The sequence below is a fragment of the Serratia sp. JKS000199 genome (genome assembly GCF_900215455.1).
Taxonomy (GTDB): Bacteria; Pseudomonadota; Gammaproteobacteria; order Enterobacterales; family Enterobacteriaceae; genus Serratia; species Serratia ureilytica.
The window spans coordinates 3084428-3106413 of sequence record NZ_LT907843.1; the positions used below are offsets into that span (position 1 = coordinate 3084428).

At 62.3% G+C, this 21986-nt stretch carries 20 protein-coding genes; 17 read left to right on the forward strand and 3 right to left on the reverse strand.

Going from position 1 to position 21986, the window contains the following annotated elements; genetic code table 11:
- Window positions 1-229 precede the first annotated feature (229 nt).
- From CPH57_RS14715 to baeR, 6 genes are read left to right on the forward strand one after another with little or no spacing between them, the layout of a single operon-like run.
- Window positions 230-1483 carry an MdtA/MuxA family multidrug efflux RND transporter periplasmic adaptor subunit gene (locus CPH57_RS14715; RefSeq protein WP_033644057.1) on the forward strand — a complete coding sequence of 418 codons (1254 nt, stop codon included), beginning with the start codon at window positions 230-232 and terminating at the stop codon, window positions 1481-1483.
- Window positions 1483-4602: an MdtB/MuxB family multidrug efflux RND transporter permease subunit gene (locus tag CPH57_RS14720; RefSeq protein WP_096242486.1), complete on the forward strand. Its 3120-nt coding sequence runs from the start codon at window positions 1483-1485 to the stop codon at window positions 4600-4602. Before CPH57_RS14715 ends, CPH57_RS14720 begins: the two co-directional genes overlap by 1 nt.
- Complete coding sequence (gene mdtC, locus CPH57_RS14725; protein WP_096242487.1) at window positions 4599-7679, forward strand: multidrug efflux RND transporter permease subunit MdtC; 3081 nt, start codon at window positions 4599-4601, stop codon at window positions 7677-7679. Before CPH57_RS14720 ends, mdtC begins: the two co-directional genes overlap by 4 nt.
- A gap of 10 nt (window positions 7680-7689) precedes the next feature.
- A complete protein-coding gene (gene mdtD / locus CPH57_RS14730; RefSeq protein ID WP_033644060.1) occupies window positions 7690-9120 on the forward strand; it encodes a multidrug transporter subunit MdtD in 1431 nt (476 codons plus the stop codon).
- A complete protein-coding gene (gene baeS, locus CPH57_RS14735) occupies window positions 9117-10499 on the forward strand; it encodes a two-component system sensor histidine kinase BaeS (RefSeq protein ID WP_033644061.1) in 1383 nt (460 codons plus the stop codon). The genes mdtD and baeS overlap by 4 nt, the downstream gene beginning before the upstream one ends.
- A complete protein-coding gene (gene baeR, locus CPH57_RS14740) occupies window positions 10499-11215 on the forward strand; it encodes a two-component system response regulator BaeR (protein WP_033644062.1) in 717 nt (238 codons plus the stop codon). Before baeS ends, baeR begins: the two co-directional genes overlap by 1 nt.
- On the opposite strand, the gene CPH57_RS14745 is transcribed toward baeR, so the two are convergent.
- Window positions 11212-11394, reverse strand: a complete 183-nt coding sequence (locus CPH57_RS14745; RefSeq protein ID WP_046687632.1) for a hypothetical protein — start codon at window positions 11392-11394, stop codon at window positions 11212-11214. The genes baeR and CPH57_RS14745 overlap by 4 nt on opposite strands.
- Window positions 11395-11679: 285 nt before the next feature.
- Between CPH57_RS14745 and CPH57_RS14750 the strand changes: the two genes are divergently transcribed.
- Together CPH57_RS14750 and yegQ are read left to right on the forward strand one after the other, a co-directional pair.
- Window positions 11680-12018 carry a YegP family protein gene (locus tag CPH57_RS14750; protein ID WP_033644064.1) on the forward strand — a complete coding sequence of 113 codons (339 nt, stop codon included), beginning with the start codon at window positions 11680-11682 and terminating at the stop codon, window positions 12016-12018.
- Between the two features lie 178 nt (window positions 12019-12196).
- The gene (yegQ, locus tag CPH57_RS14755; protein ID WP_046897730.1) at window positions 12197-13549 is read left to right on the forward strand and encodes a tRNA 5-hydroxyuridine modification protein YegQ; all 1353 of its coding nucleotides are present in this window, start codon (window positions 12197-12199) and stop codon (window positions 13547-13549) included.
- A gap of 216 nt (window positions 13550-13765) precedes the next feature.
- Here yegQ and CPH57_RS24405 read toward each other — a convergent pair whose 3' ends face one another.
- Window positions 13766-13987, reverse strand: coding sequence for a hypothetical protein (locus CPH57_RS24405; RefSeq protein ID WP_127897175.1), 222 nt, complete (start codon window positions 13985-13987; stop codon window positions 13766-13768).
- Between the two features lie 29 nt (window positions 13988-14016).
- Here CPH57_RS24405 and yegS point away from each other — a divergent pair, with 29 nt between their 5' ends.
- The 9 genes from yegS to gutQ all read left to right on the forward strand — a co-directional run bounded on the left by yegS (window position 14017) and on the right by gutQ (window position 21415).
- Window positions 14017-14922, forward strand: coding sequence for a lipid kinase YegS (yegS, locus tag CPH57_RS14760; RefSeq protein WP_033644066.1), 906 nt, complete (start codon window positions 14017-14019; stop codon window positions 14920-14922).
- Window positions 14923-15183: 261 nt separating this feature from the next.
- The gene (gene fbaB / locus CPH57_RS14765) at window positions 15184-16233 is read left to right on the forward strand and encodes a class I fructose-bisphosphate aldolase (RefSeq protein WP_033644067.1); all 1050 of its coding nucleotides are present in this window, start codon (window positions 15184-15186) and stop codon (window positions 16231-16233) included.
- A gap of 235 nt (window positions 16234-16468) precedes the next feature.
- Complete coding sequence (locus CPH57_RS14770) at window positions 16469-17017, forward strand: PTS glucitol/sorbitol transporter subunit IIC (RefSeq protein WP_004941528.1); 549 nt, start codon at window positions 16469-16471, stop codon at window positions 17015-17017.
- Between the two features lie 15 nt (window positions 17018-17032).
- The gene (locus CPH57_RS14775; protein WP_042785195.1) at window positions 17033-18016 is read left to right on the forward strand and encodes a PTS glucitol/sorbitol transporter subunit IIB; all 984 of its coding nucleotides are present in this window, start codon (window positions 17033-17035) and stop codon (window positions 18014-18016) included.
- A gap of 22 nt (window positions 18017-18038) precedes the next feature.
- Entirely contained in the window at window positions 18039-18401 is a 363-nt protein-coding gene (gene srlB / locus CPH57_RS14780) for a PTS glucitol/sorbitol transporter subunit IIA (protein WP_004941520.1), read from the forward strand.
- A 10-nt stretch (window positions 18402-18411) separates the two neighbouring features.
- Complete coding sequence (gene srlD / locus CPH57_RS14785; RefSeq protein ID WP_033644069.1) at window positions 18412-19191, forward strand: sorbitol-6-phosphate dehydrogenase; 780 nt, start codon at window positions 18412-18414, stop codon at window positions 19189-19191.
- Between the two features lie 46 nt (window positions 19192-19237).
- Window positions 19238-19594 (forward strand): transcriptional regulator GutM, encoded by a 357-nt coding sequence (gene gutM / locus CPH57_RS14790; RefSeq protein ID WP_004941515.1) that lies wholly within the window; start codon window positions 19238-19240, stop codon window positions 19592-19594.
- 83 nt (window positions 19595-19677) lie between these two features.
- Window positions 19678-20451 (forward strand): DNA-binding transcriptional repressor, encoded by a 774-nt coding sequence (locus CPH57_RS14795; RefSeq protein ID WP_096242488.1) that lies wholly within the window; start codon window positions 19678-19680, stop codon window positions 20449-20451.
- On the forward strand, window positions 20444-21415 hold the full coding sequence (gutQ, locus tag CPH57_RS14800) for an arabinose-5-phosphate isomerase GutQ (protein ID WP_069100799.1): 972 nt from the start codon (window positions 20444-20446) through the stop codon (window positions 21413-21415). Before CPH57_RS14795 ends, gutQ begins: the two co-directional genes overlap by 8 nt.
- A gap of 39 nt (window positions 21416-21454) precedes the next feature.
- Here gutQ and CPH57_RS14805 read toward each other — a convergent pair whose 3' ends face one another.
- Window positions 21455-21913 (reverse strand): inhibitor of vertebrate lysozyme family protein, encoded by a 459-nt coding sequence (locus CPH57_RS14805; protein ID WP_033644072.1) that lies wholly within the window; start codon window positions 21911-21913, stop codon window positions 21455-21457.
- Window positions 21914-21986: the final 73 nt, after the last annotated feature.

The following is a 21986-nucleotide window of genomic DNA, read 5'->3' on the forward strand; positions in this document are numbered from 1 at the left end:
GCGCCAACCAGGATAGAACGCTAAAACGGATTGGCTATAAGCTGAAACAAATCACTTATAAACATAGCACGCTCAAATCACCCACTTATTAGGACAATGCTGACGGTTCCTCCATATTTCCTTCATTTTTATGCCGTCCCCGCTGGCTAAACTAGTATCCTGTAAGGAGTGTCATTTTTGTGGCAATGAGTGCCCGCACCCCTGCCTTTTGGAGAGAATTTTCGCCGCCATGAATGCAAAACCCCAACGCCGTTCCCTGATGCCGCGCCTGCTGGTTGCGGCCATCCTGGTCATCGCCGCCGTCTTCGCCTGGCGTTATTTTAACGCCGCTCAACCGCCGGCCGGCACGGCCCCGGGCGCGCAGCAGGCCGGCGGCAAAGCGGGGGCCGGTCGCGCGGCGGGCGGGCGGCGCGGCGCGCCGATGTCGCCGGTGCAGGCCGCGACGGCCACGCAACAGACGGTGCCGCGCTATCTTTCCGGCTTGGGCACCGCCACCGCCGCCAATACCGTCACCGTCACCAGCCGGGTCGACGGCCAACTGATGGCGATCCACTTTACCGAAGGCCAGCAGGTCAAAGCCGGCGATCTGCTGGCGGAGATCGATCCCCGGCCGTTCCAGGTGCAGCTGACCCAGGCGCAGGGGCAGTTGGCAAAAGATCAGGCCACGCTGGCCAATGCCCGGCGCGATCTGGCGCGCTATCAGCAATTGGTGAAAACCAATCTGGTTTCCCGTCAAGAGCTGGATACGCAGGCCTCGCTGGTGCAGCAAACCGAAGGCGCCATCAAAGCCGATCAGGGCGCGGTCGACAGCGCCAAACTGCAGATCACCTACAGCCGCATCACTGCGCCAATCGACGGCCGCGTCGGGTTGAAACTGGTCGACGTCGGCAACTACGTCACCAGCGGCAGCACCACCGGTTTGGTGGTGATCACGCAGACGCACCCGATCGACGTGGTGTTCACGCTGCCCGAAGGCAACATCGCCGATCTGCTCAAGGCGCAAAAAGCCGGGCCGGTGAGCGTCGAAGCCTGGGATCGCACCAACCAGAACAAGCTGACGACCGGTTCGCTGCTGAGCCTGGACAACCAAATTGATACCGCCACCGGCACCATCAAGCTGAAAGCGCGCTTCGCCAACGAAGACGACGCGCTGTTCCCCAACCAGTTCGTCAACGCGCGGCTGCAGGTGGATACCCTGCACGATGCGGTGGTGATCCCGACCGCCGCGCTGCAGATGGGCAACGAAGGCAACTTCGTCTGGACGCTCAGCGAAGACAACAAGGTCAGCAAACACCGGGTCACCGCCGGCGTGCAGGACAGCCGGCAGGTGGTGATCAGCGCCGGCCTCAACGCCGGCGATCGGGTGGTGACCGACGGCATCGATCGCCTGACCGAAGGCATGCAGGTGGAAGTGCTGGCGCCGAACGACGCGCCTGCGGCGTCAAAAGCCAAGCGCGAACCTGACGTTCAGAGGAAGTCCTGATGCAGGTGATGCCACCGACCCGCGGCGGCGGCCCTTCCCGCCTGTTTATCCTGCGCCCGGTCGCCACCACCCTGCTGATGGTGGCGATACTGCTGGCGGGGATCATCGGCTATCGTGCGCTGCCGGTTTCCGCGTTGCCGGAAGTGGACTACCCGACCATCCAGGTGGTGACGCTGTATCCCGGCGCCAGCCCGGACGTGGTCACCTCCGCCATTACCGCGCCGCTGGAACGCCAGTTCGGCCAGATGTCCGGCCTGAAGCAAATGGCGTCGCAAAGCTCCGGCGGCGCCTCGGTGGTGACGCTGCAATTCCAGCTGGCGCTGCCGCTCGACGTCGCGGAGCAGGAAGTGCAGGCGGCGATCAACGCCGCCACCAACCTATTGCCGAACGATCTGCCCTACCCGCCGATTTACAGCAAGGTTAACCCGGCCGATCCGCCGATCCTGACGCTGGCCGTCACCTCCACCGCCATGCCGATGACGCAGGCGGAAGACATGGTGGAGACGCGCGTAGCGCAGAAAATCTCTCAGGTGACCGGCGTCGGCCTGGTGACCCTGGCCGGCGGCCAACGCCCGGCGGTGCGTGTAAAACTGAACGCCGCGGCGGTCGCCGCCTATGGCCTGAACAGCGAAACCATCCGCACCGCCATCAGCAACGCCAACGTCAACTCGGCAAAAGGCAGCCTGGACGGCCCGACCCGCTCGGTCACCCTGTCCGCCAACGACCAAATGAAATCCGCCGACGACTATCGCCAGCTGATCGTCGCCTATCAGAACGGCGCGGCGATCCGCCTGCAGGATATCGCCACCATCGAACAAGGGGCGGAAAATACCCGACTGGCGGCCTGGGCCAACCAGCAACAGGCGATCGTGCTGAACATTCAGCGCCAGCCCGGCGTCAACGTCATCACCACCGCCGACAGCATCCGCGAAATGCTGCCGACGCTGATTAAAAGCCTGCCCAAGTCGGTCGACGTCAAGGTGTTGACCGATCGCACCACCACCATCCGCGCCTCGGTCAGCGACGTGCAGTTCGAGCTGCTGCTGGCGATCGCGCTGGTGGTAATGGTGATCTACGTGTTCCTGCGCAACGTGCCGGCGACCATTATCCCCAGCGTGGCGGTGCCGCTGTCGCTGGTCGGCACCTTCGCCGCCATGTATTTCCTCGGCTTCTCTATCAATAACCTGACGCTGATGGCATTAACCATCGCCACCGGTTTCGTGGTGGATGACGCCATCGTGGTGATCGAGAACATCTCGCGCTACATCGAGAAAGGGGAAAAGCCGCTCGACGCCGCGCTGAAAGGGGCCGGCGAGATCGGCTTCACCATCATCTCGCTGACCTTCTCGCTGGTGGCGGTGCTGATCCCGCTGCTGTTCATGGGCGACATAGTCGGCCGCCTGTTCCGCGAGTTCGCCGTGACGCTGGCGGTGGCGATTTTGATCTCCGCCGTGGTATCGCTGACGCTGACGCCGATGATGTGCGCCCGCATGCTCAGCCACGAATCGCTGCGCAAGCAGAACCGCTTCTCCGCCGCCTCTGAGCGCTTTTTCGAGCGCGTGATCGCGCGATACGGCCAGTGGCTGAAAACGGTGCTTAACCACCCCTGGCTGACGCTCGGCGTGGCCGTGGGCACCCTGGCGCTGACGGTGTTGCTGTACCTGCTGATCCCGAAAGGCTTCTTCCCGGTGCAGGACAACGGCATCATTCAGGGCACGCTGGAGGCGCCGCAGAGCGTTTCGTTCAGCAACATGGCCGAGCGCCAGCAGCAGGTCGCGGCGCAGATCCTCAAAGATCCGGCGGTGGAAAGCCTGACCTCGTTCGTCGGCGTCGACGGCAGCAACGCCACGCTCAACAGCGGCCGGCTGCAGATCAACCTGAAGCCGCTGAGCGAACGCAGCGACCGCATTCCGGCGATCATCAGCCGGTTGCAGCAGCAAACGGCGCAGTTCCCCGGCGTGAAGCTGTACCTGCAGCCGGTGCAGGATCTGACCATCGATACCCAGGTCAGCCGCACCCAGTACCAGTTCACCCTGCAGGCGATGTCGCTGGACGATCTCAGCCTGTGGGTGCCGCAGCTGATGGATGAGCTGAAACAAACCCCGCAGCTGGCGGACGTCACCAGCGATTGGCAGGATCAGGGGCTGGTCGCCTACGTCAACGTCGATCGCGATTCGGCCTCGCGCCTCGGCGTCACCATGAGCGACGTGGACAATGCGTTGTACAACGCCTTCGGCCAACGCCTGATCTCCACCATCTACACCCAGGCCAATCAATACCGGGTGGTGTTGGAGCACGACGTCAGCGCGACGCCGGGGCTGGCGGCGCTCAATGAGATCCGTCTGAGCGGCAAGGACGGCGCCGTGGTGCCGTTGAGCGCCATCGCCAAAATCGAAGAACGGTTCGGCCCGCTGTCGGTCAACCACCTCGACCAATTCCCGTCGGCCACCGTCTCGTTCAACGTCGCCGCCGGCTACTCGCTCGGCGAAGCGGTAGACGCGGTCACCCAGGCGGAAAAAAATCTCGCCATGCCGAAAGACATCACCACCCAATTCCAGGGCGCGACGCTGGCCTTCCAGGCGGCGCTCGGCAGCACGCTGTGGCTGATTTTGGCGGCGGTGGTGGCGATGTATATCGTGCTGGGCGTGCTGTATGAAAGCTTCATTCATCCGGTGACCATCCTCTCCACCCTGCCGACCGCCGGGGTCGGCGCGCTGCTGGCGTTGATGCTGGCCGGCAGCGAACTGGACGTGATCGCCATCATCGGCATCATCCTGCTGATCGGCATCGTGAAGAAGAACGCCATCATGATGATCGACTTCGCGCTGGCGGCGGAACGCGAACAGGGTTTATCGCCGCGCGACGCCATCTATCAGGCCTGCCTGCTGCGTTTCCGGCCGATCCTGATGACCACGCTGGCGGCCTTGCTCGGCGCGCTGCCGCTGATGCTGAGCACCGGCGTCGGCGCGGAGCTGCGGCATCCGCTCGGCGTCTGTATGGTCGGCGGCCTGATCATGAGCCAGATCCTGACGCTGTTCACCACGCCGGTGATCTACCTGCTGTTTGACAAACTGGCGCGCAACACGCATCGCCAGCCGGATACGCAGGAGCTGCCGTGAAATTCTTCGCCCTGTTCATTCACCGGCCGGTGGCCACCACCCTGCTGACGCTGGCCATCGCCATCAGCGGCGCGATCGGTTTTCGCCTGCTGCCGGTGTCGCCGCTGCCGCAGGTGGATTTTCCGGTGATTTCGATCAGCGCGTCGCTGCCGGGCGCCTCGCCGGAAACCATGGCCTCCTCGGTGGCGACGCCGCTGGAGCGCGCGCTGGGCCGTATCGCCGGGGTCAATGAAATGACCTCGATGAGCTCGCTCGGCAGCACCCGGGTGATTTTGCAGTTCGATCTCAGCCGAGACATCAACGGCGCCGCGCGCGACGTGCAGGCGGCGATTAACGCCGCGCAAAGCCTGTTGCCGACCGGCATGCCGAGCCGCCCCAGCTATCGCAAGGTCAACCCTTCCGACGCGCCGATCATGATCCTGACGCTGACGTCGGACATCTACAGCCAGGGGCAGCTTTACGACTTCGCGTCCACCCAGCTGGCGCAGAAGATCAGCCAGACCGAAGGCGTCGGCGACGTTTCCGTGGGCGGCAGCTCGCTGCCGGCGGTGCGCGTGGAGTTGAACCCTTCGGCGCTGTTCAATCAGGGCGTTTCGCTGGATGCCGTGCGGCAGGCCATCAGCAACGCCAACGTGCGCCGCCCGCAGGGCGCCGTCGAAAACCCGCAGCAACGTTGGCAAATCCAGGCCAACGACGCGCTGAAAACCGCCGACGCCTACCGCCCGCTGATCGTTCATTACAACAACGGTTCGGCGGTGCGGCTCGGCGACGTGGCCGAGGTCAAAGATTCGGTGCAGGACGTGCGCAACGCCGGGATGACCGACGCCAAGCCGGCGATCGTTCTGGCCATCAGCCGCGCGCCGGACGCCAACATCATCGAAACCGTCGATCGCATTCGCGCCGAGCTGCCCGCCTTGCAGGAGAATATCCCGGCCTCGATTCAACTCAACGTCGCGCAGGATCGCTCGCCGACCATTCGCGCGTCGCTGGCCGAGGTGGAACAGTCGCTGGCGATCGCCATCGGGCTGGTGATCCTGGTGGTGTTCATCTTCCTGCGCTCCGGCCGCGCCACGCTGATCCCGGCGGTCGCCGTGCCGGTGTCGCTGATCGGCTCGTTCGCCGCCATGTATCTGTGCGGCTTCAGCCTCAACAACCTGTCGCTGATGGCGCTGACCATCGCCACCGGCTTTGTGGTGGACGACGCCATCGTGGTGCTGGAAAACATTTCCCGCCACGTCGAGGCCGGCATGAAACCGATCAACGCTGCGCTGCTGGGCGCACGGGAGGTCGGTTTCACCGTGCTGTCGATGAGCGTTTCGCTGGTGGCGGTGTTTATCCCGCTGCTGCTGATGGCGGGCCTGCCCGGCCGGCTGTTCCGCGAATTCGCCGTCACCCTGTCGGTGTCGATCGGGCTGTCGCTGATCGTCTCGCTGACGCTCACGCCGATGATGTGCGCCTATCTGCTGCGCCACCAGCCGGCACGTTCGCAGCGGCGCGCGCGCGGCTTCGGCAAAATGCTGCTGGCGCTGCAGCAGGGATACGGACGCTCGCTGAACTGGGTGCTTGGCCACTCGCGCTGGGTGCTGGCGGTGTTCCTCGCCACCATTGCGCTCAACGTCTGGCTGTATATCAGCATCCCGAAAACCTTCTTCCCCGAACAGGATACCGGCCGCCTGATGGGCTTTATCCAGGCCGATCAGAGCATCTCGTTCCAGGCGATGCGCGGCAAACTGGAAGATTTCATGAAAATCGTGCGCGAAGATCCGGACGTGGAAAACGTCACCGGCTTTACCGGCGGCTCGCGCACCAACAGCGGCTCGATGTTCATCTCACTGAAACCGCTGTCGGTACGCAGCGACGACGCGCAGAAAGTGATCGCCCGCCTGCGCGCTCGCCTGGCCAAAGAACCGGGCGCCAGCCTGTTCTTGATGGCGGTGCAGGATATCCGCGTCGGCGGCCGCCAGGCCAACGCCAGCTACCAATATACGCTGCTGGCGGATGACCTCGCCGCGCTGCGCGACTGGGAACCGAAGATCCGCGCCGCGCTGGCGGCATTGCCCGAGCTGGCGGACGTCAACTCGGATCAGCAGGATAAAGGCTCGGAGATGGATCTGGTCTACGATCGCGAGACCATGGCGCGTCTCGGCATTTCGGTGTCCGACGCCAACAACCTGTTGAACAACGCCTTCGGCCAGCGACAGATTTCGACCATCTATCAACCGCTCAACCAATACAAAGTGGTGATGGAAGTGGCGCCGCCTTACACTCAGGACGTCAGCTCGCTGGACAAGATGTTCATCATCAACAACGAAGGCAAGGCGATACCGCTCTCCTACTTCGCCAGTTGGCGACCGGCCAACGCGCCGCTGTCGGTCAACCATCAGGGGCTGTCCGCCGCCTCGACCATCTCCTTTAACCTGCCGGACGGCGGCAGCCTGTCGGACGCCACCGCCGCTGTCGAGCGCACCATGACTCAGCTCGGCGTGCCGTCCACGGTGCGCGGCGCCTTCGCCGGCACCGCCCAGGTGTTCCAGGACACCCTGAAGTCGCAGCTGATCCTGATCCTGGCGGCGATCGCCACGGTGTATATCGTGCTCGGCGTGCTGTACGAGAGCTATATCCATCCGCTGACCATCCTCTCCACCCTGCCTTCCGCGGGCGTGGGGGCGCTGTTGGCGCTCGAGCTGTTCGGCGCGCCGTTCAGCCTGATCGCGCTGATCGGCATCATGCTGTTGATCGGCATCGTGAAGAAAAACGCCATCATGATGGTCGACTTCGCGCTCGAGGCGCAGCGCAACGGCGGCATCAGCGCCCGCGAGGCGATTTTCCAGGCCAGCCTGCTGCGCTTCCGGCCGATCCTGATGACCACGCTGGCGGCGCTGTTCGGCGCGCTGCCGCTGGTGTTGACCAGCGGCGACGGCGCGGAGCTGCGCCAGCCGCTCGGCATCACCATCGCCGGCGGTCTGGTGATGAGCCAGTTGCTGACGCTGTACACCACGCCGGTGGTCTATCTTTACTTCGACCGGCTGCAGGCGAAGTTCCGCCGCAACAAGCAGCTGGCCCCGCTGCCGCACTAATGGCCGACCGATGCTGATGAAACACACCGCCACGGTACGTTGGCAACTCTGGATAGTGGCGTTCGGCTTCTTTATGCAGACGCTGGATACCACTATCGTCAATACCGCCCTGCCCTCGATGGCCGCCAGCCTGGGGGAGAACCCGCTGCGCATGCAGTCGGTGATCGTCGCCTATGTGCTGACGGTGGCGGTGACGCTGCCGGCCAGCGGCTGGCTGGCGGACAAGGTCGGCGTACAGCGGGTGTTTTTCAGCGCCATCGTGCTGTTTACCCTCGGCTCCCTCCTCTGCGCCCGCTCGGCAACCCTGAACGAGCTGATCGCCTCGCGCGTGCTTCAGGGCATCGGCGGCGCGATGATGGTGCCGGTCGGCCGCCTGACGGTGATGAAGATCGTGCCGCGCGAGCAGTACATGGCGGCGATGACCTTCGTGACGCTGCCGGGCCAGATCGGCCCGCTGATGGGGCCGGCGCTGGGCGGACTTCTGGTGCAATACGCCAGCTGGCACTGGATTTTCCTGATCAATATTCCGGTGGGCATCGTGGGCGCCATCGCCACGCTGCTGCTGATGCCCAACTACCAAATGCAGACCCGCCGTTTCGATCTCAGCGGCTTTTTCCTGCTGGCGATCGGCATGGCGTCGCTGACGCTGGCGCTCGACGGCCACAAAGGCATGGGCCTGACCGGCGGCGCCATCGCCGGCCTGGTGGCGCTGGGCGCGGCGGCGTTGTTGGGGTATGTTTGGCATGCCTACGGCAATAGCCGCGCCCTGTTCTCGCTGCGGCTGCTGCGCACCCCGACCTACAAGATCGGGCTGCTGGCCAGTCTGCTGGGGCGCATCGGCAGCGGCATGCTGCCGTTCATGACACCGCTGTTTCTGCAGGTGGGCATGGGCTTCACGCCGTTCCACGCCGGGCTGATGATGATCCCGATGATCATCGGCAGCATGGGCATGAAGCGCATCGTGGTGCAGGTGGTCAACCGCTTCGGCTACCGCAACGTGCTGGTGGCCGCCACGCTGCTGCTGGCGTTGGTCAGCCTGAGTTTCCTGCTGGCGGCGATGCTCGGCTGGCTGTGGCTGCTGCCGGTGATACTGTTCTTCCAGGGGATGGTCAACGCATTGCGCTTCTCGGCGATGAATACCCTGACGCTGAAAGACCTGCCGGACCGGCTGGCCAGCAGCGGCAACAGCCTGTTGTCGATGGTCATGCAGCTGTCGATGAGCCTCGGCGTCAGCGTCGCCGGCATCTTGATCGGCAGCTTCGCCCATCACCAGGCGGTGGCCGACAGCCCGGCCATCCACAGCGCATTTATTTACAGCTACTGCTGTATGGCGTTGATTATCGCCCTGCCCGCGCTGGCCTTCGCGCGCGTGCCGGCGGATAGCGCGCCTAACCGCACGCTGGCCAAAGAGCCGGGCACCGGCTCAACGAGGTTGCAATGAAGATAGGCATTACCGGGAAGCTGTTCCTGGCCATTTTCGCCACCTGCATGCTGGTGTTGATCACCATGCACTGGGGGGTGCGCGTCAGCTTTGAGCGTGGTTTTATCGACTACATCAAGAGCAGTAACGAGCAGCGCATCAACATGCTGAGCGAAGCGCTGGAGGAACAGTACAGCCATCATGGCAACTGGATATTCCTGCGCAACAACGATCAGGTGGTCTACCAAATCATGCGTTCGTTCGAGCAGAACAGCGACAGCAGCCACAACCTGCCGCCCAAGGGCTGGCGCACCCAGTTTTGGGTGGTGGACAGCCAGTTCAATCGGCTGGTCGGGCATTCCGGCCCGTTGCCGAAAGAGGGGCCGCGCCACCCGATCCGCTACAACAACGAGATCGTCGGTTGGGTGCTCACTACCCCGGTCGAACGCCTGACGCGCAATACCGACATCAACTTCGATCGCCAGCAGCGCCGCACCAGCTGGATCATCGTCGCGCTCTCCACCCTGCTGGCGGCGGCGGTGACCTGGCTACTGTCGCGCGGCATGCTGGCCCCGGTTAAACGCCTGGTGGCGGGCACCCATCGATTGGCGGCGGGCGACTTCACCGCCCGCGTGGCGGTCAGCAGCCAGGATGAGCTGGGCAGGCTGGCGCACGACTTCAACCAGTTGGCCACCTCGCTGGAGAAAAATGAACAGATGCGCCGCGCCTTTATGGCCGACGTGTCGCACGAACTGCGCACGCCGCTGGCGGTGCTGCGCGGCGAGCTGGAGGCGCTGCAGGACGGCGTACGCCAGCCGACGCCCGCGTCGCTCAGCTCGCTGCAGGCCGAGGTGTCCACCCTGACCAAACTGGTCGACGACCTGCACCAGCTTTCGCTCTCCGATCTCGGCGCGCTGGCCTATCGCAAATCGTCGGTGGACTGCGTGCATCTGCTGCAGATCGCCGTCGCCGCCTTCCGCGAGCGCTTTCGCGCCAAAGGGCTGGAGATCGTCACCCATCTGCCGCCCCAGGCGCCGCTGTTCGGCGATCCCGATCGCCTGAATCAGCTGTTCAATAACCTGTTGGAAAACAGCCTGCGCTACACCGATGCCGGCGGCCGGCTGGAAATCAGCGCCGAGCTGCAGCCGGGGCGGCTATCCCTCTGCTGGCAGGACAGCGCGCCAGGCATCAGCGATCAGCAACTGACGCGCATTTTCGAACGTTTCTACCGGGCGGAAGGCTCGCGCAACCGCGCCAGCGGCGGTTCCGGATTGGGGCTGGCGATCTGCCACAACATCGTGGAAGCGCACGACGGGAAAATCCGCGCCGAGCATTCGCCTTTAGGCGGCGTGCGCATTACAGTAGAATTTGCTACCCCGATAAAAAATAAGGCGCCCTGATGGACATTCAGAATCAACCCGTGCAGATCATGATTGTTGAAGATGAGCCCAAGCTGGGCCAGCTGCTGGTGGATTATCTGCAGGCGGCGGGCTACGCCACCCGTTGGCTGACCAACGGCAACGAAGTGGTGCCGACCGTGCACCAGCATCCGCCGGCGCTGATCTTGCTCGATCTGATGCTGCCGGGCGCCGATGGGCTGACGGTGTGCCGCGAGCTGCGCCGCTTCAGCGACGTACCGATCGTGATGGTGACGGCGAAAATCGAAGAGATTGACCGCCTGCTAGGGCTGGAGATCGGCGCCGACGATTACATCTGCAAACCCTACAGCCCACGCGAAGTGGTGGCGCGGGTGAAAACCATCCTGCGCCGCAGCTATCGGCCACAGGAGAACGCGCGGGAAGATGATCTGCTGCACATCGATGAACCGCGCTTCCAGGCCAGCTATCAGGGGCAGTTGCTGGATCTGACGCCGGCGGAGTTCCGCCTGCTGAAAACGCTGGCCAGCCAGCCGGGCAACGTGTTTTCGCGCGAGCAGCTGCTGAATAACCTGTATGACGACTATCGGGTGGTCACCGACCGCACCATCGACAGCCACATCAAAAACCTGCGCCGCAAGCTGGAGCTGATCGACGGGCAAAAATCCTTTATCCGCTCGGTATACGGCGTCGGTTACCGCTGGGAAGCCGAACCCTGCCGGCTGGTGAATGGGGTTTAGGGGAGAGAATCGACCGCGTTCCACCAAGGCGCGCGGTCAGCCACACCCTGTTGTCGCTCATCCGACAGCAGGAAGTCGTGTGGTAGGGCTGTGTTAGCGATCATTCTCAACAGAGGCTCCCAATCTTTATCGCTGCCCTCGCTTTTATCATTTCCTACTGACCGTTCGATTTTTTCCATCCTTGGCGCTCCTGTGCAAAATTTGCCCTATTTTATCTCTGCGAGGTGAACCCGCCAAGATGAAATCGCGAGTGTTCCACGGCTTAGACGTCCCAAATACTGCGCTGCGCAATCACCGCCCCTCCCTTAGCTTCCCGTGCGGCGCCGGGCTTCTCGGGCGAAAACTCCGCGCCGGCGCAAAAAAATTGCGCATTTTTTCGACTAAGCTGCTGTGAGGTTTAGCCACCGATTTTCAAGCGATTGGCTACACTTACATCACGAATCGGAACCTACAGGAGAAGAACCATGGCAATCGGTCATTACGAGCTGAAAAAAGCAAAGAACGGACAGTACCACTTCAACCTGAAAGCCAGTAACGGCGAGATCATTCTGGCCAGCGAGATGTACGCCAGCAAAGCGTCGGCGGAGAACGGCATCGCCTCGGTGCAGACCAATTCGCCGCATGAAGCGCAGTTTGAACTGAAGCACAGCACCAGCAACCAGCCCTACTTTGTGCTGAAGGCCAAGAACCATCAGGTGATCGGCGTCAGCGAAATGTACAGCTCCGAAAGCGCAGCCAAAAACGGTATCCAGTCGGTGATTAAAAACGGCCCGACCACCGATATTCGCGATTTGAGCGCCTGATCCCCCGTTTCGCCCGCGCGGTGGCCGCCATCGCGCGTTTTCCGTTTGACCGGGATCAATCTCCCTTGAATAAATCCGGTTAACTGCTGATTTTTTGCCGCGCCGCGGCTACAATCCCCCGCTTTTACTGCGCCATCAGGTGGCGTGGTGCTGACCTGAAATCAGACCGAGACACACTATGTTTACACCGGAACTTCTCTCCCCGGCCGGAACGCTGAAAAACATGCGTTACGCCTTCGCCTACGGCGCCGATGCGGTTTACGCCGGCCAGCCGCGCTACAGCCTGCGGGTGCGCAACAACGAGTTCAACCACGAGAATCTGGCGCAGGGCATCAACGAAGCGCACGCGCTGGGTAAAAAATTCTACGTGGTGGTCAACATCGCCCCGCACAACGCCAAGCTGAAAACCTTCCTGCGCGATCTGAAACCAGTAGTCGATATGGGCCCGGATGCGCTGATCATGTCCGATCCTGGCCTGATCATGATGGTGCGCGAAGCCTTCCCGCAGATGGACATCCACCTGTCGGTGCAGGCCAACGCCGTTAACTGGGCGACGGTGAAGTTCTGGAAACAAATGGGCCTGACCCGCGTGATCCTGTCGCGCGAGCTGTCGCTGGAAGAGATCGCCGAGATCCGCGCCGAAGTGCCGGACATGGAGCTGGAGATCTTCGTCCACGGCGCGCTGTGCATGGCCTACTCCGGCCGCTGCCTGCTGTCCGGCTATATCAACAAGCGCGATCCCAACCAGGGCACCTGCACCAACGCCTGCCGTTGGCAGTACAAGGCGGAAGAAGGCAAAGAGGACGACACCGGCAATATCGTGCACCTGCACGAGCCGATCCCGGTGCAGACCGTCGAGCCGACGCTGGGCATCGGCGCGCCGACCGACAAGGTATTCATGCTGTCTGAGGCGCAAAAACCAGGCGAATATATGAGCGCCTTCGAGGACGAACACGGCACCTACATCATGAACTCCAAGGATCTGCGCGCCATCCAGCACGTAGAGCGTCTGACGCAGCTCGGCGTGCATTCGTTGAAGATCGAAGGGCGCACCAAGTCCTTTTACTACTGCGCGCGTACCGCCCAGGTCTACCGCCGCGCCATCGACGACGCCGTTGCCGGCAAACCGTTCGATCCGACCCTGCTCACCACGCTGGAAGGCCTGGCGCACCGCGGCTATACAGAAGGCTTCCTGCGCCGCCACGTGCACGAAGCGCAGCAGAACTACGAATACGGCTCTTCGCTCTCCGAGCGCCAGCAGTTCGTCGGCGAGTTCACCGGCGTGCGCCGCGAAGGCTGGGCGGAAGTCGACGTGAAGAATAAATTCTCACTCGGCGACAGCGTCGAGATGATGACGCCGGGCGGCAACGTGCTGTTCACCCTCGAAAGCATGCAAAATAAGAAAGGCGAGCCGATTGAGGTCGCGCCGGGCAACGGCCATATCGTTTATTTGCCGATCCCGCAGGATATCGATCTCAATTATGCTTTGCTGATCCGCAATTTGGCGGAAGAAAATAGCGCCGGAGCCTAACAATGAATCGCCGTCATTCGGCGGCGATTTTTAGCAAATATTAGAATTGGATCACATCAATGTGCCCGCAGCTTGGTTACTATCACGCTGCTTAAAACGAACAACGAAAATATTTGCATAGCAATACTAGGAACCACCTCCTTAGCCGGCCCAATCTCCCTTGGGCTGGCTTTTTCTTTATGGGCCCGCCATTGCCGCCGGCGCGCCTATTTCTCATTACGTTTTCCCGTTATCCATTTTAATAAAAATAATAACGCCACATCGATATATAAATAACGCTATAGCGATTAATCCTGCCGCCATTAAAATTGCGCTTATTGTCAGGTTAAATTCAGATAAATTCGCATCGTCTTCATATTCACGGCGCAATGGGAAATAACCGGAATTAGCTGAATATTCTGATGGCTTGGCGGCCTGGGCTGGTTTATCTTGAGGCATTATTGGTTTTCCGCCGGAGGAGCTCGGCAATGCCTCAACACTCACATGCACCAGCACTGCTTATCATCAACGGCAAGGGCGCCGGCAACGAAGAGCTGCGCCAGGCCGTCAACCGGCTGCGCGAAGAGCAGATAACGCTGCACGTGCGCGTCACCTGGGAACACGGCGACGCCGCGCGCTACGTCGCGGAAGCCGCTCGGCTCGGCGTCGGCACCGTCGTCGCCGGCGGCGGTGACGGCACCATCAACGAAGTGGCCGCCGCGCTGGCGCAACTGCCGGCGCAAGGTCGGCCGGCGCTGGGCATTTTGCCGCTCGGCACCGCCAACGACTTCGCCATGGCCTGCAACATTCCCCTCTCGCCCGAGCAGGCGCTGCAGCTGGCGATCAAGGGCCGCTCGGTGCCTATCGATCTGGCCAAGGTCAACGGCGAGCGCTACTTCATCAACATGGCCACCGGCGGCTTCGGCACCCGTATCACCACTGAAACGCCGGAGAAGCTGAAGGCGGCGTTGGGCGGCGTGTCCTACTTCGTTCACGGCTTATTGCGCATGGATACGCTGCAGGCCGACCGCTGTGAAATCCGCGGGCCGGACTTCCGCTGGGCCGGCGAAGCGCTGGTGATCGGCATCGGCAACGGCAAACAGGCCGGCGGCGGCCAGGAACTGTGCCCCAACGCGCTGATTAACGACGGGCAGTTGCAGCTGCGCCTGCTGATCGCCGATGAACTGCTGCCGGCGCTGGTGGCCGCCCTGTTCAACGACGAAGAGAGCAACAGCATCCTCAGCGCCGCGCTGCCGTGGCTGGAGATCGACGCGCCGCATGAGATGACCTTCAACCTCGACGGCGAGCCGCTCAAAGGCCGCCATTTCCGCATCGAAGTGGTGCCGCAGGCCATCGAATGCCGCCTGCCGCCGAACTGCGCCCTGCTGGGCTAATCCGGCTCTGCGCCCGCTCGCCGCTCGGAACACCAAGGCAGGCGAGATCGAACAATCAAGCACTTAGCGCGCCGGGGGCGATCGTCCCCGCGTATTTGGCCTCGCAAATGGCATTTCCTCTCAATCGCATCTATTGTTTGTCCTTGCCGGATCAAGTTCGGTAGTATCGCTTTACAGCTTCAATCACCGCTTTTTTACTTCGCCGGTGGTCAAAAACCCTTGCATTGCCGGTGTATGAAGAAGCTTAATCGGGAGTGAATCATGACTGATATTGTGCAGTTGCTAGGAAAGGAAGCGGAAGATCTGCTGCAACACCGCTGTACCACTATCCCCGCCGAGAATCTCTACCTGCCGGGCGCCGACTTCGTCGACCGCGTAATGATCGATAACAACCGTCCCAACAGCGTGCTGCGTTCGATGCAAACCCTGTTCAACCACGGCCGCCTGGCCGGCACCGGCTACCTGTCGATCCTGCCGGTCGATCAGGGCATCGAGCACTCCGCCGCCGCCTCGTTCGCCGCCAACCCGCTGTATTTCGATCCGAAGAACATCGTCGAGCTGGCGATTGAAGCCGGCTGTAACTGCGTCGCCTCCACTTACGGCGTGCTGGCGTCGGTATCGCGCCGCTACGCGCACAAGATCCCGTTCCTGGTCAAACTCAACCACAACGAAACGCTGAGCTACCCGACCCAGTACGACCAGACCCTGTACGCCAGCGTCGAGCAGGCGTTCAACATGGGCGCGGTGGCGGTCGGCGCCACCATTTACTTCGGCTCCGAGCAGTCGCGCCGCCAGATCGAAGAGATCTCGATCGCCTTCGAGCGCGCGCATGAGCTGGGCATGGTCACCGTGTTGTGGGCCTATCTGCGCAACCCGGCGTTCAACAAGGATGGCGTGGACTACCACTCCAGCGCCGATCTGACCGGCCAGGCCAACCACATCGCCGCCACCATCGGCGCCGACATCGTCAAACAGAAAATGGCGGAAAACAACGGCGGCTACCGCGCGGTGAAATTCGGCTATACCGACGATCGCGTCTACACCAAGCTGACCACCGATCATCCGATCGATCTGGTGCGCTACCAACTGGCCAACTGCTACATGGGCCGCGCCGGGCTGATCAACTCCGGCGGCGCCGCCGGTGAGAACGACCTGCAGGAGTCGGTGCGCACCGCGGTGATCAACAAACGCGCCGGCGGCATGGGCCTGATCCTGGGGCGCAAGGCGTTCAAGAAATCGATGAAAGACGGCGTGGCGCTGATCAACGCTGTGCAAGACGCCTACCTGGACAAGAAGGTCACCATCGCCTGATGTGACGGACCACCTGTCCTCAAGCCCGGCTAGCCGGGCTTTTTTGTGCCCGCTTTCTCCCCCTCATGCCACAGACCTTCTCTTTCTTTCACTTTAAACTTTCGAAATAAAATATTTATCTTTCAAGCTGTGATCTATTTAAAACAAATAGCCCAACAAAGTGACTACTGTAAGGCCCATGGCGACAGAGCCGCCGTTCGCTCCAGGCCATATCAGTCCATTACAGGAGAACATAATGATTGAGCTAATCACCCACGGCGCCGAGTGGTTTATCGGCCTGTTTCAGAAAGGCGGTGAAGTGTTTGTCGGCATGGTGACCGGCATTTTACCTTTGTTGATCAGCCTGTTGGTTATCATGAACGCGCTGATCAAATTTGTTGGCCAGGAACGTATCGAACGATTGGCGCAGCGCTGCGCGGGCAACCCCGTCTCGCGTTATCTGCTGCTGCCGCTGATCGGCACCTTTGTCTTCTGCAACCCGATGACCCTCAGCCTGGGGCGCTTCATGCCGGAGAAATACAAGCCGAGCTACTACGCGGCGGCCTCCTACAGCTGCCACTCGATGAACGGCCTGTTCCCACACATCAACCCCGGCGAGCTGTTCGTTTACCTCGGCATCGCCAGCGGCCTGACCACCCTCGGCCTGCCGCTCGGCCCGCTGGCGGTGAGCTATTTCCTGGTGGGGCTGTTCACCAACTTCTTCCGCGGCTGGGTCACCGATCTGACCACCAGCCTGTTCGAACGCAAGATGGGCATCCGTCTGGATCGCCAGGTGCAACTTTAATTCGTGGAGTGCAGCATGAGTGCTTATATCCGTATTGAAAAAGGCGCCAGCGGCTGGGGTGGCCCCCTGGAGCTGCCGATAGAGCCCGGCAAAAAAGTGGTGTACATCACCGCCGGCACCCGGCCTTCCATCGTCGATCGCCTCAGCGAATTGACCGGTTGGCCGGCCGTCGACGGTTTCAAAGAGGGCGAGCCGCCGGCGGAAGAGATCGGCGTGGCGGTGATCGACTGCGGCGGCACCCTGCGCTGCGGCCTGTACCCGAAACGCCGCATTCCGACGGTCAACATCCACGCTACCGGCCAGTCCGGCCCACTGGCGCAGTTTATCCTCGAAGACATCTATGTCTCCGGCGTGCGCGACCACAACATCAGCCGAATCGACGCGACGGAGAACCCACCCGCCGCCGCCGCCGTTGCAGCGCCGCCCAAGGCGCGCGACTACGACACCAGCAAGAAGATCACCGAACAAAGCGACGGGCTGCTGGCGAAGGTCGGCATGGGCATGGGATCGGTGGTGGCGGTGTTCTTCCAGGCCGGGCGCGACACTATCGACACCGTGCTGAAGACCATTCTGCCGTTTATGGCATTCGTCTCGGCCTTGATCGGCATCATCATGGCCTCCGGCCTCGGGGACTTTATCGCTCACGGCCTGACGCCGCTGGCCAACAGCCCGATCGGCCTGGTGACGCTGGCGCTGATCTGCTCATTCCCGCTGCTGTCGCCGTTCCTCGGCCCCGGCGCGGTCATCGCCCAGGTGATCGGCGTGCTGGTCGGGGTGCAGATCGGCCTCGGCCATATCCCGCCGCAGCTGGCGCTGCCCGCGCTGTTCGCCATCAACGCGCAGGCCGCCTGCGATTTCATTCCGGTCGGCCTGTCGCTGGCGGAAGCCAAACAGGACACCGTACGGGTCGGCGTGCCTTCAGTGCTGGTTGGGCGCTTTCTGACCGGCGCGCCAACGGTCCTGATCGCCTGGGCCGCCTCGGCCTTTATTTATCAATAGCATGATTTCCAGGGAGACGTTTATGCACACCATTTTTCATACCACCATCACGCAGATCGGCGGCTGCGCCCGCGACGCGTTGCTGGACAACATGCTGATCACTTTCCGGGAAGGCGCGCCGGCGGATATCGAAGAGTTCTGCTTTATCCACCGCCACGGCGCGACCGCCGGTGAGCTGCAGGTCGGCGGCGTGATGGAACTGGCGCAGCAGCGCTACGCCATCACCGCCGTCGGCAGCGTCGCCACACAGAATCTGCGCGAACTGGGCCACATCACCGTGCGCTTCGACGGCGAAGCCGAAGCCGAATTCCCCGGCTCGATCCACGTTTCCGGCCCGACGCCGACCGATATCCCGTTGGGCAGCACGCTGTCATTTATCGCATAAGGAGTAGACCATGTCTGAAGTAGCTGTAGTGATCGGCGGCGGCCAAACGTTAGGCGCCTTTTTGTCCCACGGGCTGGCGCAGGCCGGCTATCGGGTGGCGGTGGCCGATCTGAACGCCGACAACGCCAATCGGGTGGCGCGGCAGATCAACGAAGAGTACGGCGCAGGCAGCGCCTGCGGTTTTCAGGCCGACGCCACCGACGAGCAGAGCGTGATCGCGCTGGCGGCAGCGGTTGACCGGGAGTTTGGCCAAACCAACCTGCTGGTCTACAGCGCCGGCATCGCCAAGGCGGCGCCGATCACCGACTTCCCGCTGGGCGACTTCGACCGCTCGCTGCAGGTGAACCTGGTGGGCTATTTCCTCTGCGCCCGCGAGTTCTCGCGCCTGATGATCCGCGACGGTATCGCCGGGCGCATCATTCAGATCAACTCCAAGTCCGGCAAGGTCGGCAGCAAGCACAACTCCGGCTACAGCGCCGCCAAGTTCGGCGGCGTGGGGCTGACGCAGTCGCTGGCGCTCGATCTGGCGGAATACGGCATTACGGTGCATTCGCTGATGCTCGGCAACCTGCTGAAATCGCCGATGTTTCAATCGCTGCTGCCGCAGTACGCGCAAAAATTGGGCATCGCGCCGGACCAGGTGGAGCAGTACTACATCGACAAAGTGCCGCTGAAGCGCGGCTGCGACTACCAGGACGTGCTGAACACCCTGCTGTTCTACGCCAGCGATAAGGCCTCTTACTGCACCGGCCAATCGATCAACATCACCGGCGGCCAGGTGATGTTCTGAGGCCACCGACGCCCCCTTCCGCGGAAGGGGGCATAAGGAGAACCCCATGACACAAGCTTTGATCGCCTTCGCGCTGCTGGCCTGGCTGCTGCAAATCGCCTTCGGCTGGTGGCAACTGCAACGTTTCAACCGCGCCTTCGACGGCTTATGCCGACTGGGTGCCGTCGGCGTCGGCCGCTCCGGCGGCCGTTTTCGCCCGCGGGTGGTGCTGGCGCTGGCCTTCGACGCCGATCGGCGGGTGTGCGGCAGCCTGTTGCTGCGCGGCCTGACCGTTTTCGCCCGGCCCCGCCCGCTGCCTCATTTGCACGGTTTGCATCAGCGGGATTTGCGCCCGGATGTGATCTTCCCCGAGGATCGCGCATGCCAGTCTGCACTATCGTTAGCGATTGAACCCAAATCGTGATATTTTCACATTAAAAGGCATTACCTTTCATAGTGAATTATTCAGCGAGGGGAAATGCCCCACTCTTGTGAACGGGAATCGCGATGAAACCAAAGCAGCGGCAGGCCGCTATCCTTGAATATCTGCAGCAGCATGGCAAAACGGCAGTGGACGCCCTGGCCGAGCATTTCTCCACTACCGGCACCACCATCCGCAAAGATCTTACCCTGCTGGAAGAAGAAGGTGAGGTGATCCGCACCTACGGCGGCGTGGTGCTCAGCCGCGACGACGGCGATCAGCCAATCGACCGTAAAACCCATATCAACACCGAGAAAAAACGCCGCATCGCCAGCGCCGCCGTGGCGCTGATCGCCGACGGCGACTCGCTGATCTTCGACGCCGGCAGCACGGTGCTGCAGATGGTGCCGCACCTGGCGCAGTTCAATAACATCACGGTGATGACCAACAGCCTGACCATCGTCAACGCGCTGGTGGAACTGGACAACGATCAGACCATCCTGATGCCCGGCGGCACCTACCGCAAAAAATCGGCCTCGTTCCACGGCAGCCTGGCCGAATCGGCGTTTCAGCAATTCAGCTTCGACAAGCTGTTTATCGGCGCGGACGGCGTCGATCTCAACGCCGGCGTCACCACCTTCAACGAAGTGCACAACGTAAGCAAAGCGATGTGCGAAGCCGCCGGCCGCATTATTTTGTTGGTGGACTCCTCGAAATTCGGCCGCAAGAGCCCGAACGTGGTGTGCGAACTCAGCGCCGTCGATACGCTGATCACCGACCGAGACATCAACCCCGATTACCACGCCGCCCTGCAGGCGAAAGGCATCAATATCATTCTGGTAGGAGACCCCGATGAGTAACGCCAACGCCCTGCTCGCCTTCGCCCGCGAAACGCTGGAGATCGAGTTGACCGAAGCGCAGCGCCTGCTGGCGCGCCTGGATGACAATTTCGTCTGCGCCTGCGAGCTGCTGCTGAACTGCCGCGGCAAAGCGGTGATTTCCGGCATCGGCAAGTCCGGCCATATCGGCAAAAAAATCGCCGCGTCGCTGGCCAGCACCGGCACGCCGTCGTTCTTCGTTCATCCGGCGGAGGCGCTGCACGGCGATCTCGGCATGATCGGCGCCGACGACGTGGTGGTGTTCATCTCCTACTCCGGCCGCGCCAAAGAGCTGGATCTGATCCTGCCGCTGCTGGCGGAGAACGGCATTCCGGTGATCGCCATCACCGGCGGCAAAGAATCGCCCCTGGCGCAGGGCGCGGCCTGCGTACTGGATATCGGCGTCGAGCGCGAAGCCTGCCCGATGGGGCTGGCGCCCACCTCCAGCGCGGTCAACACCCTGATGATGGGCGACGCTCTGGCGATGGCGCTGATGCGCCAGCGCGGTTTCAATGCGGAAGACTTCGCCCGCTCGCACCCGGGCGGCAGCCTGGGGGCGCGCCTGCTGAACCGCGTGCATCACCTGATGCGCACCGGCGATCGCCTGCCGCGCGTGAGCGAAAGCGCCAACGTGATGGAAGCGATGCTGGAACTGAGCCGCACCGGGCTCGGGTTGGTGGCGGTGTGCGACGCGCAGCAGCGGGTAGTGGGCGTGTTTACCGACGGCGACCTGCGCCGCTGGCTGGTGAAGGGCAACAGCCTGCAGGATCCGCTCAGCCCGGCGATCACCCGCCCCGGCTATCGGCTGCCGGAGCAGTGGCGCGCCGGCGAAGCGCTGGAAGCGCTGCACGAACAGCACATCAGCGCGGCCCCGGTGGTCGATATGGACGGCGTGCTGGTGGGGGCGCTCAACCTGCACGATCTGCATCAGGCCGGCATCGGCTGATCAACGCCGGGGGCGGCATCGTCAGCGCCCCCGGTCAGATCATTTCCAGTCGGGATTGTTCTCGAACTGCTGCTTAAGCAGCGCTTTCATGTCGTCATCCGGCTTGCCGAGCCACTGGTACTTGGCGTATTTCTTCGGATGATCGACGGCTTCCGGCCGATCTTCCACTTCCACCCGCACGCCCCAGGCCTGGGATTTGTCCGCGCTGAACGCCACGATCAAAAAGTTGTTGCCGCAGTCGTGCGGCTTGCACAGGTTGCCGACCAGATACTCTTTGCCCTTCCAGCTCAGGTTTTGCGCCGGCGTAGAGGTGCCGACGCCCTTGCGCGCCCAGCCCGGCATCCGCGCCTGGCCTTTGACCATGTTTTGCCAGCTGGCCTGATACCCCGGCTGCTGAATCAAATCCGATGTGGTGACGATCTGCTGAGCAAAGCTGCCCGCGCTGAAGCTGAGCAGTGCGCCGAAGAGGGCGCAACGCAGCGCCTGGTGTCCCGTCATAGTCCTTCTCCCTAGGTTAAATCAGGTTTCGCCCGTAAACCGGGCCTGAACTAGTCAGACCACGGTTGCGGCA

Coding starts and splice junctions, on each gene's coding strand:
- CPH57_RS14715 (WP_033644057.1), top strand. CDS start 230: ATGAATGCAAAACCCCAACGCCGTTCCCTGATGCCGCGCCTGCTGGTT.
- CPH57_RS14720 (WP_096242486.1), top strand. CDS start 1,483: ATGCAGGTGATGCCACCGACCCGCGGCGGCGGCCCTTCCCGCCTGTTT.
- mdtD (WP_033644060.1), top strand. CDS start 7,690: ATGCTGATGAAACACACCGCCACGGTACGTTGGCAACTCTGGATAGTG.
- baeS (WP_033644061.1), top strand. CDS start 9,117: ATGAAGATAGGCATTACCGGGAAGCTGTTCCTGGCCATTTTCGCCACC.
- baeR (WP_033644062.1), top strand. CDS start 10,499: ATGGACATTCAGAATCAACCCGTGCAGATCATGATTGTTGAAGATGAG.
- CPH57_RS14745 (WP_046687632.1), bottom strand. CDS start 11,394: ATGGAAAAAATCGAACGGTCAGTAGGAAATGATAAAAGCGAGGGCAGC.
- CPH57_RS14750 (WP_033644064.1), top strand. CDS start 11,680: ATGGCAATCGGTCATTACGAGCTGAAAAAAGCAAAGAACGGACAGTAC.
- yegQ (WP_046897730.1), top strand. CDS start 12,197: ATGTTTACACCGGAACTTCTCTCCCCGGCCGGAACGCTGAAAAACATG.
- CPH57_RS24405 (WP_127897175.1), bottom strand. CDS start 13,987: ATGCCTCAAGATAAACCAGCCCAGGCCGCCAAGCCATCAGAATATTCA.
- yegS (WP_033644066.1), top strand. CDS start 14,017: ATGCCTCAACACTCACATGCACCAGCACTGCTTATCATCAACGGCAAG.
- fbaB (WP_033644067.1), top strand. CDS start 15,184: ATGACTGATATTGTGCAGTTGCTAGGAAAGGAAGCGGAAGATCTGCTG.
- CPH57_RS14770 (WP_004941528.1), top strand. CDS start 16,469: ATGATTGAGCTAATCACCCACGGCGCCGAGTGGTTTATCGGCCTGTTT.
- CPH57_RS14775 (WP_042785195.1), top strand. CDS start 17,033: ATGAGTGCTTATATCCGTATTGAAAAAGGCGCCAGCGGCTGGGGTGGC.
- srlB (WP_004941520.1), top strand. CDS start 18,039: ATGCACACCATTTTTCATACCACCATCACGCAGATCGGCGGCTGCGCC.
- srlD (WP_033644069.1), top strand. CDS start 18,412: ATGTCTGAAGTAGCTGTAGTGATCGGCGGCGGCCAAACGTTAGGCGCC.
- gutM (WP_004941515.1), top strand. CDS start 19,238: ATGACACAAGCTTTGATCGCCTTCGCGCTGCTGGCCTGGCTGCTGCAA.
- CPH57_RS14795 (WP_096242488.1), top strand. CDS start 19,678: ATGAAACCAAAGCAGCGGCAGGCCGCTATCCTTGAATATCTGCAGCAG.
- gutQ (WP_069100799.1), top strand. CDS start 20,444: ATGAGTAACGCCAACGCCCTGCTCGCCTTCGCCCGCGAAACGCTGGAG.
- CPH57_RS14805 (WP_033644072.1), bottom strand. CDS start 21,913: ATGACGGGACACCAGGCGCTGCGTTGCGCCCTCTTCGGCGCACTGCTC.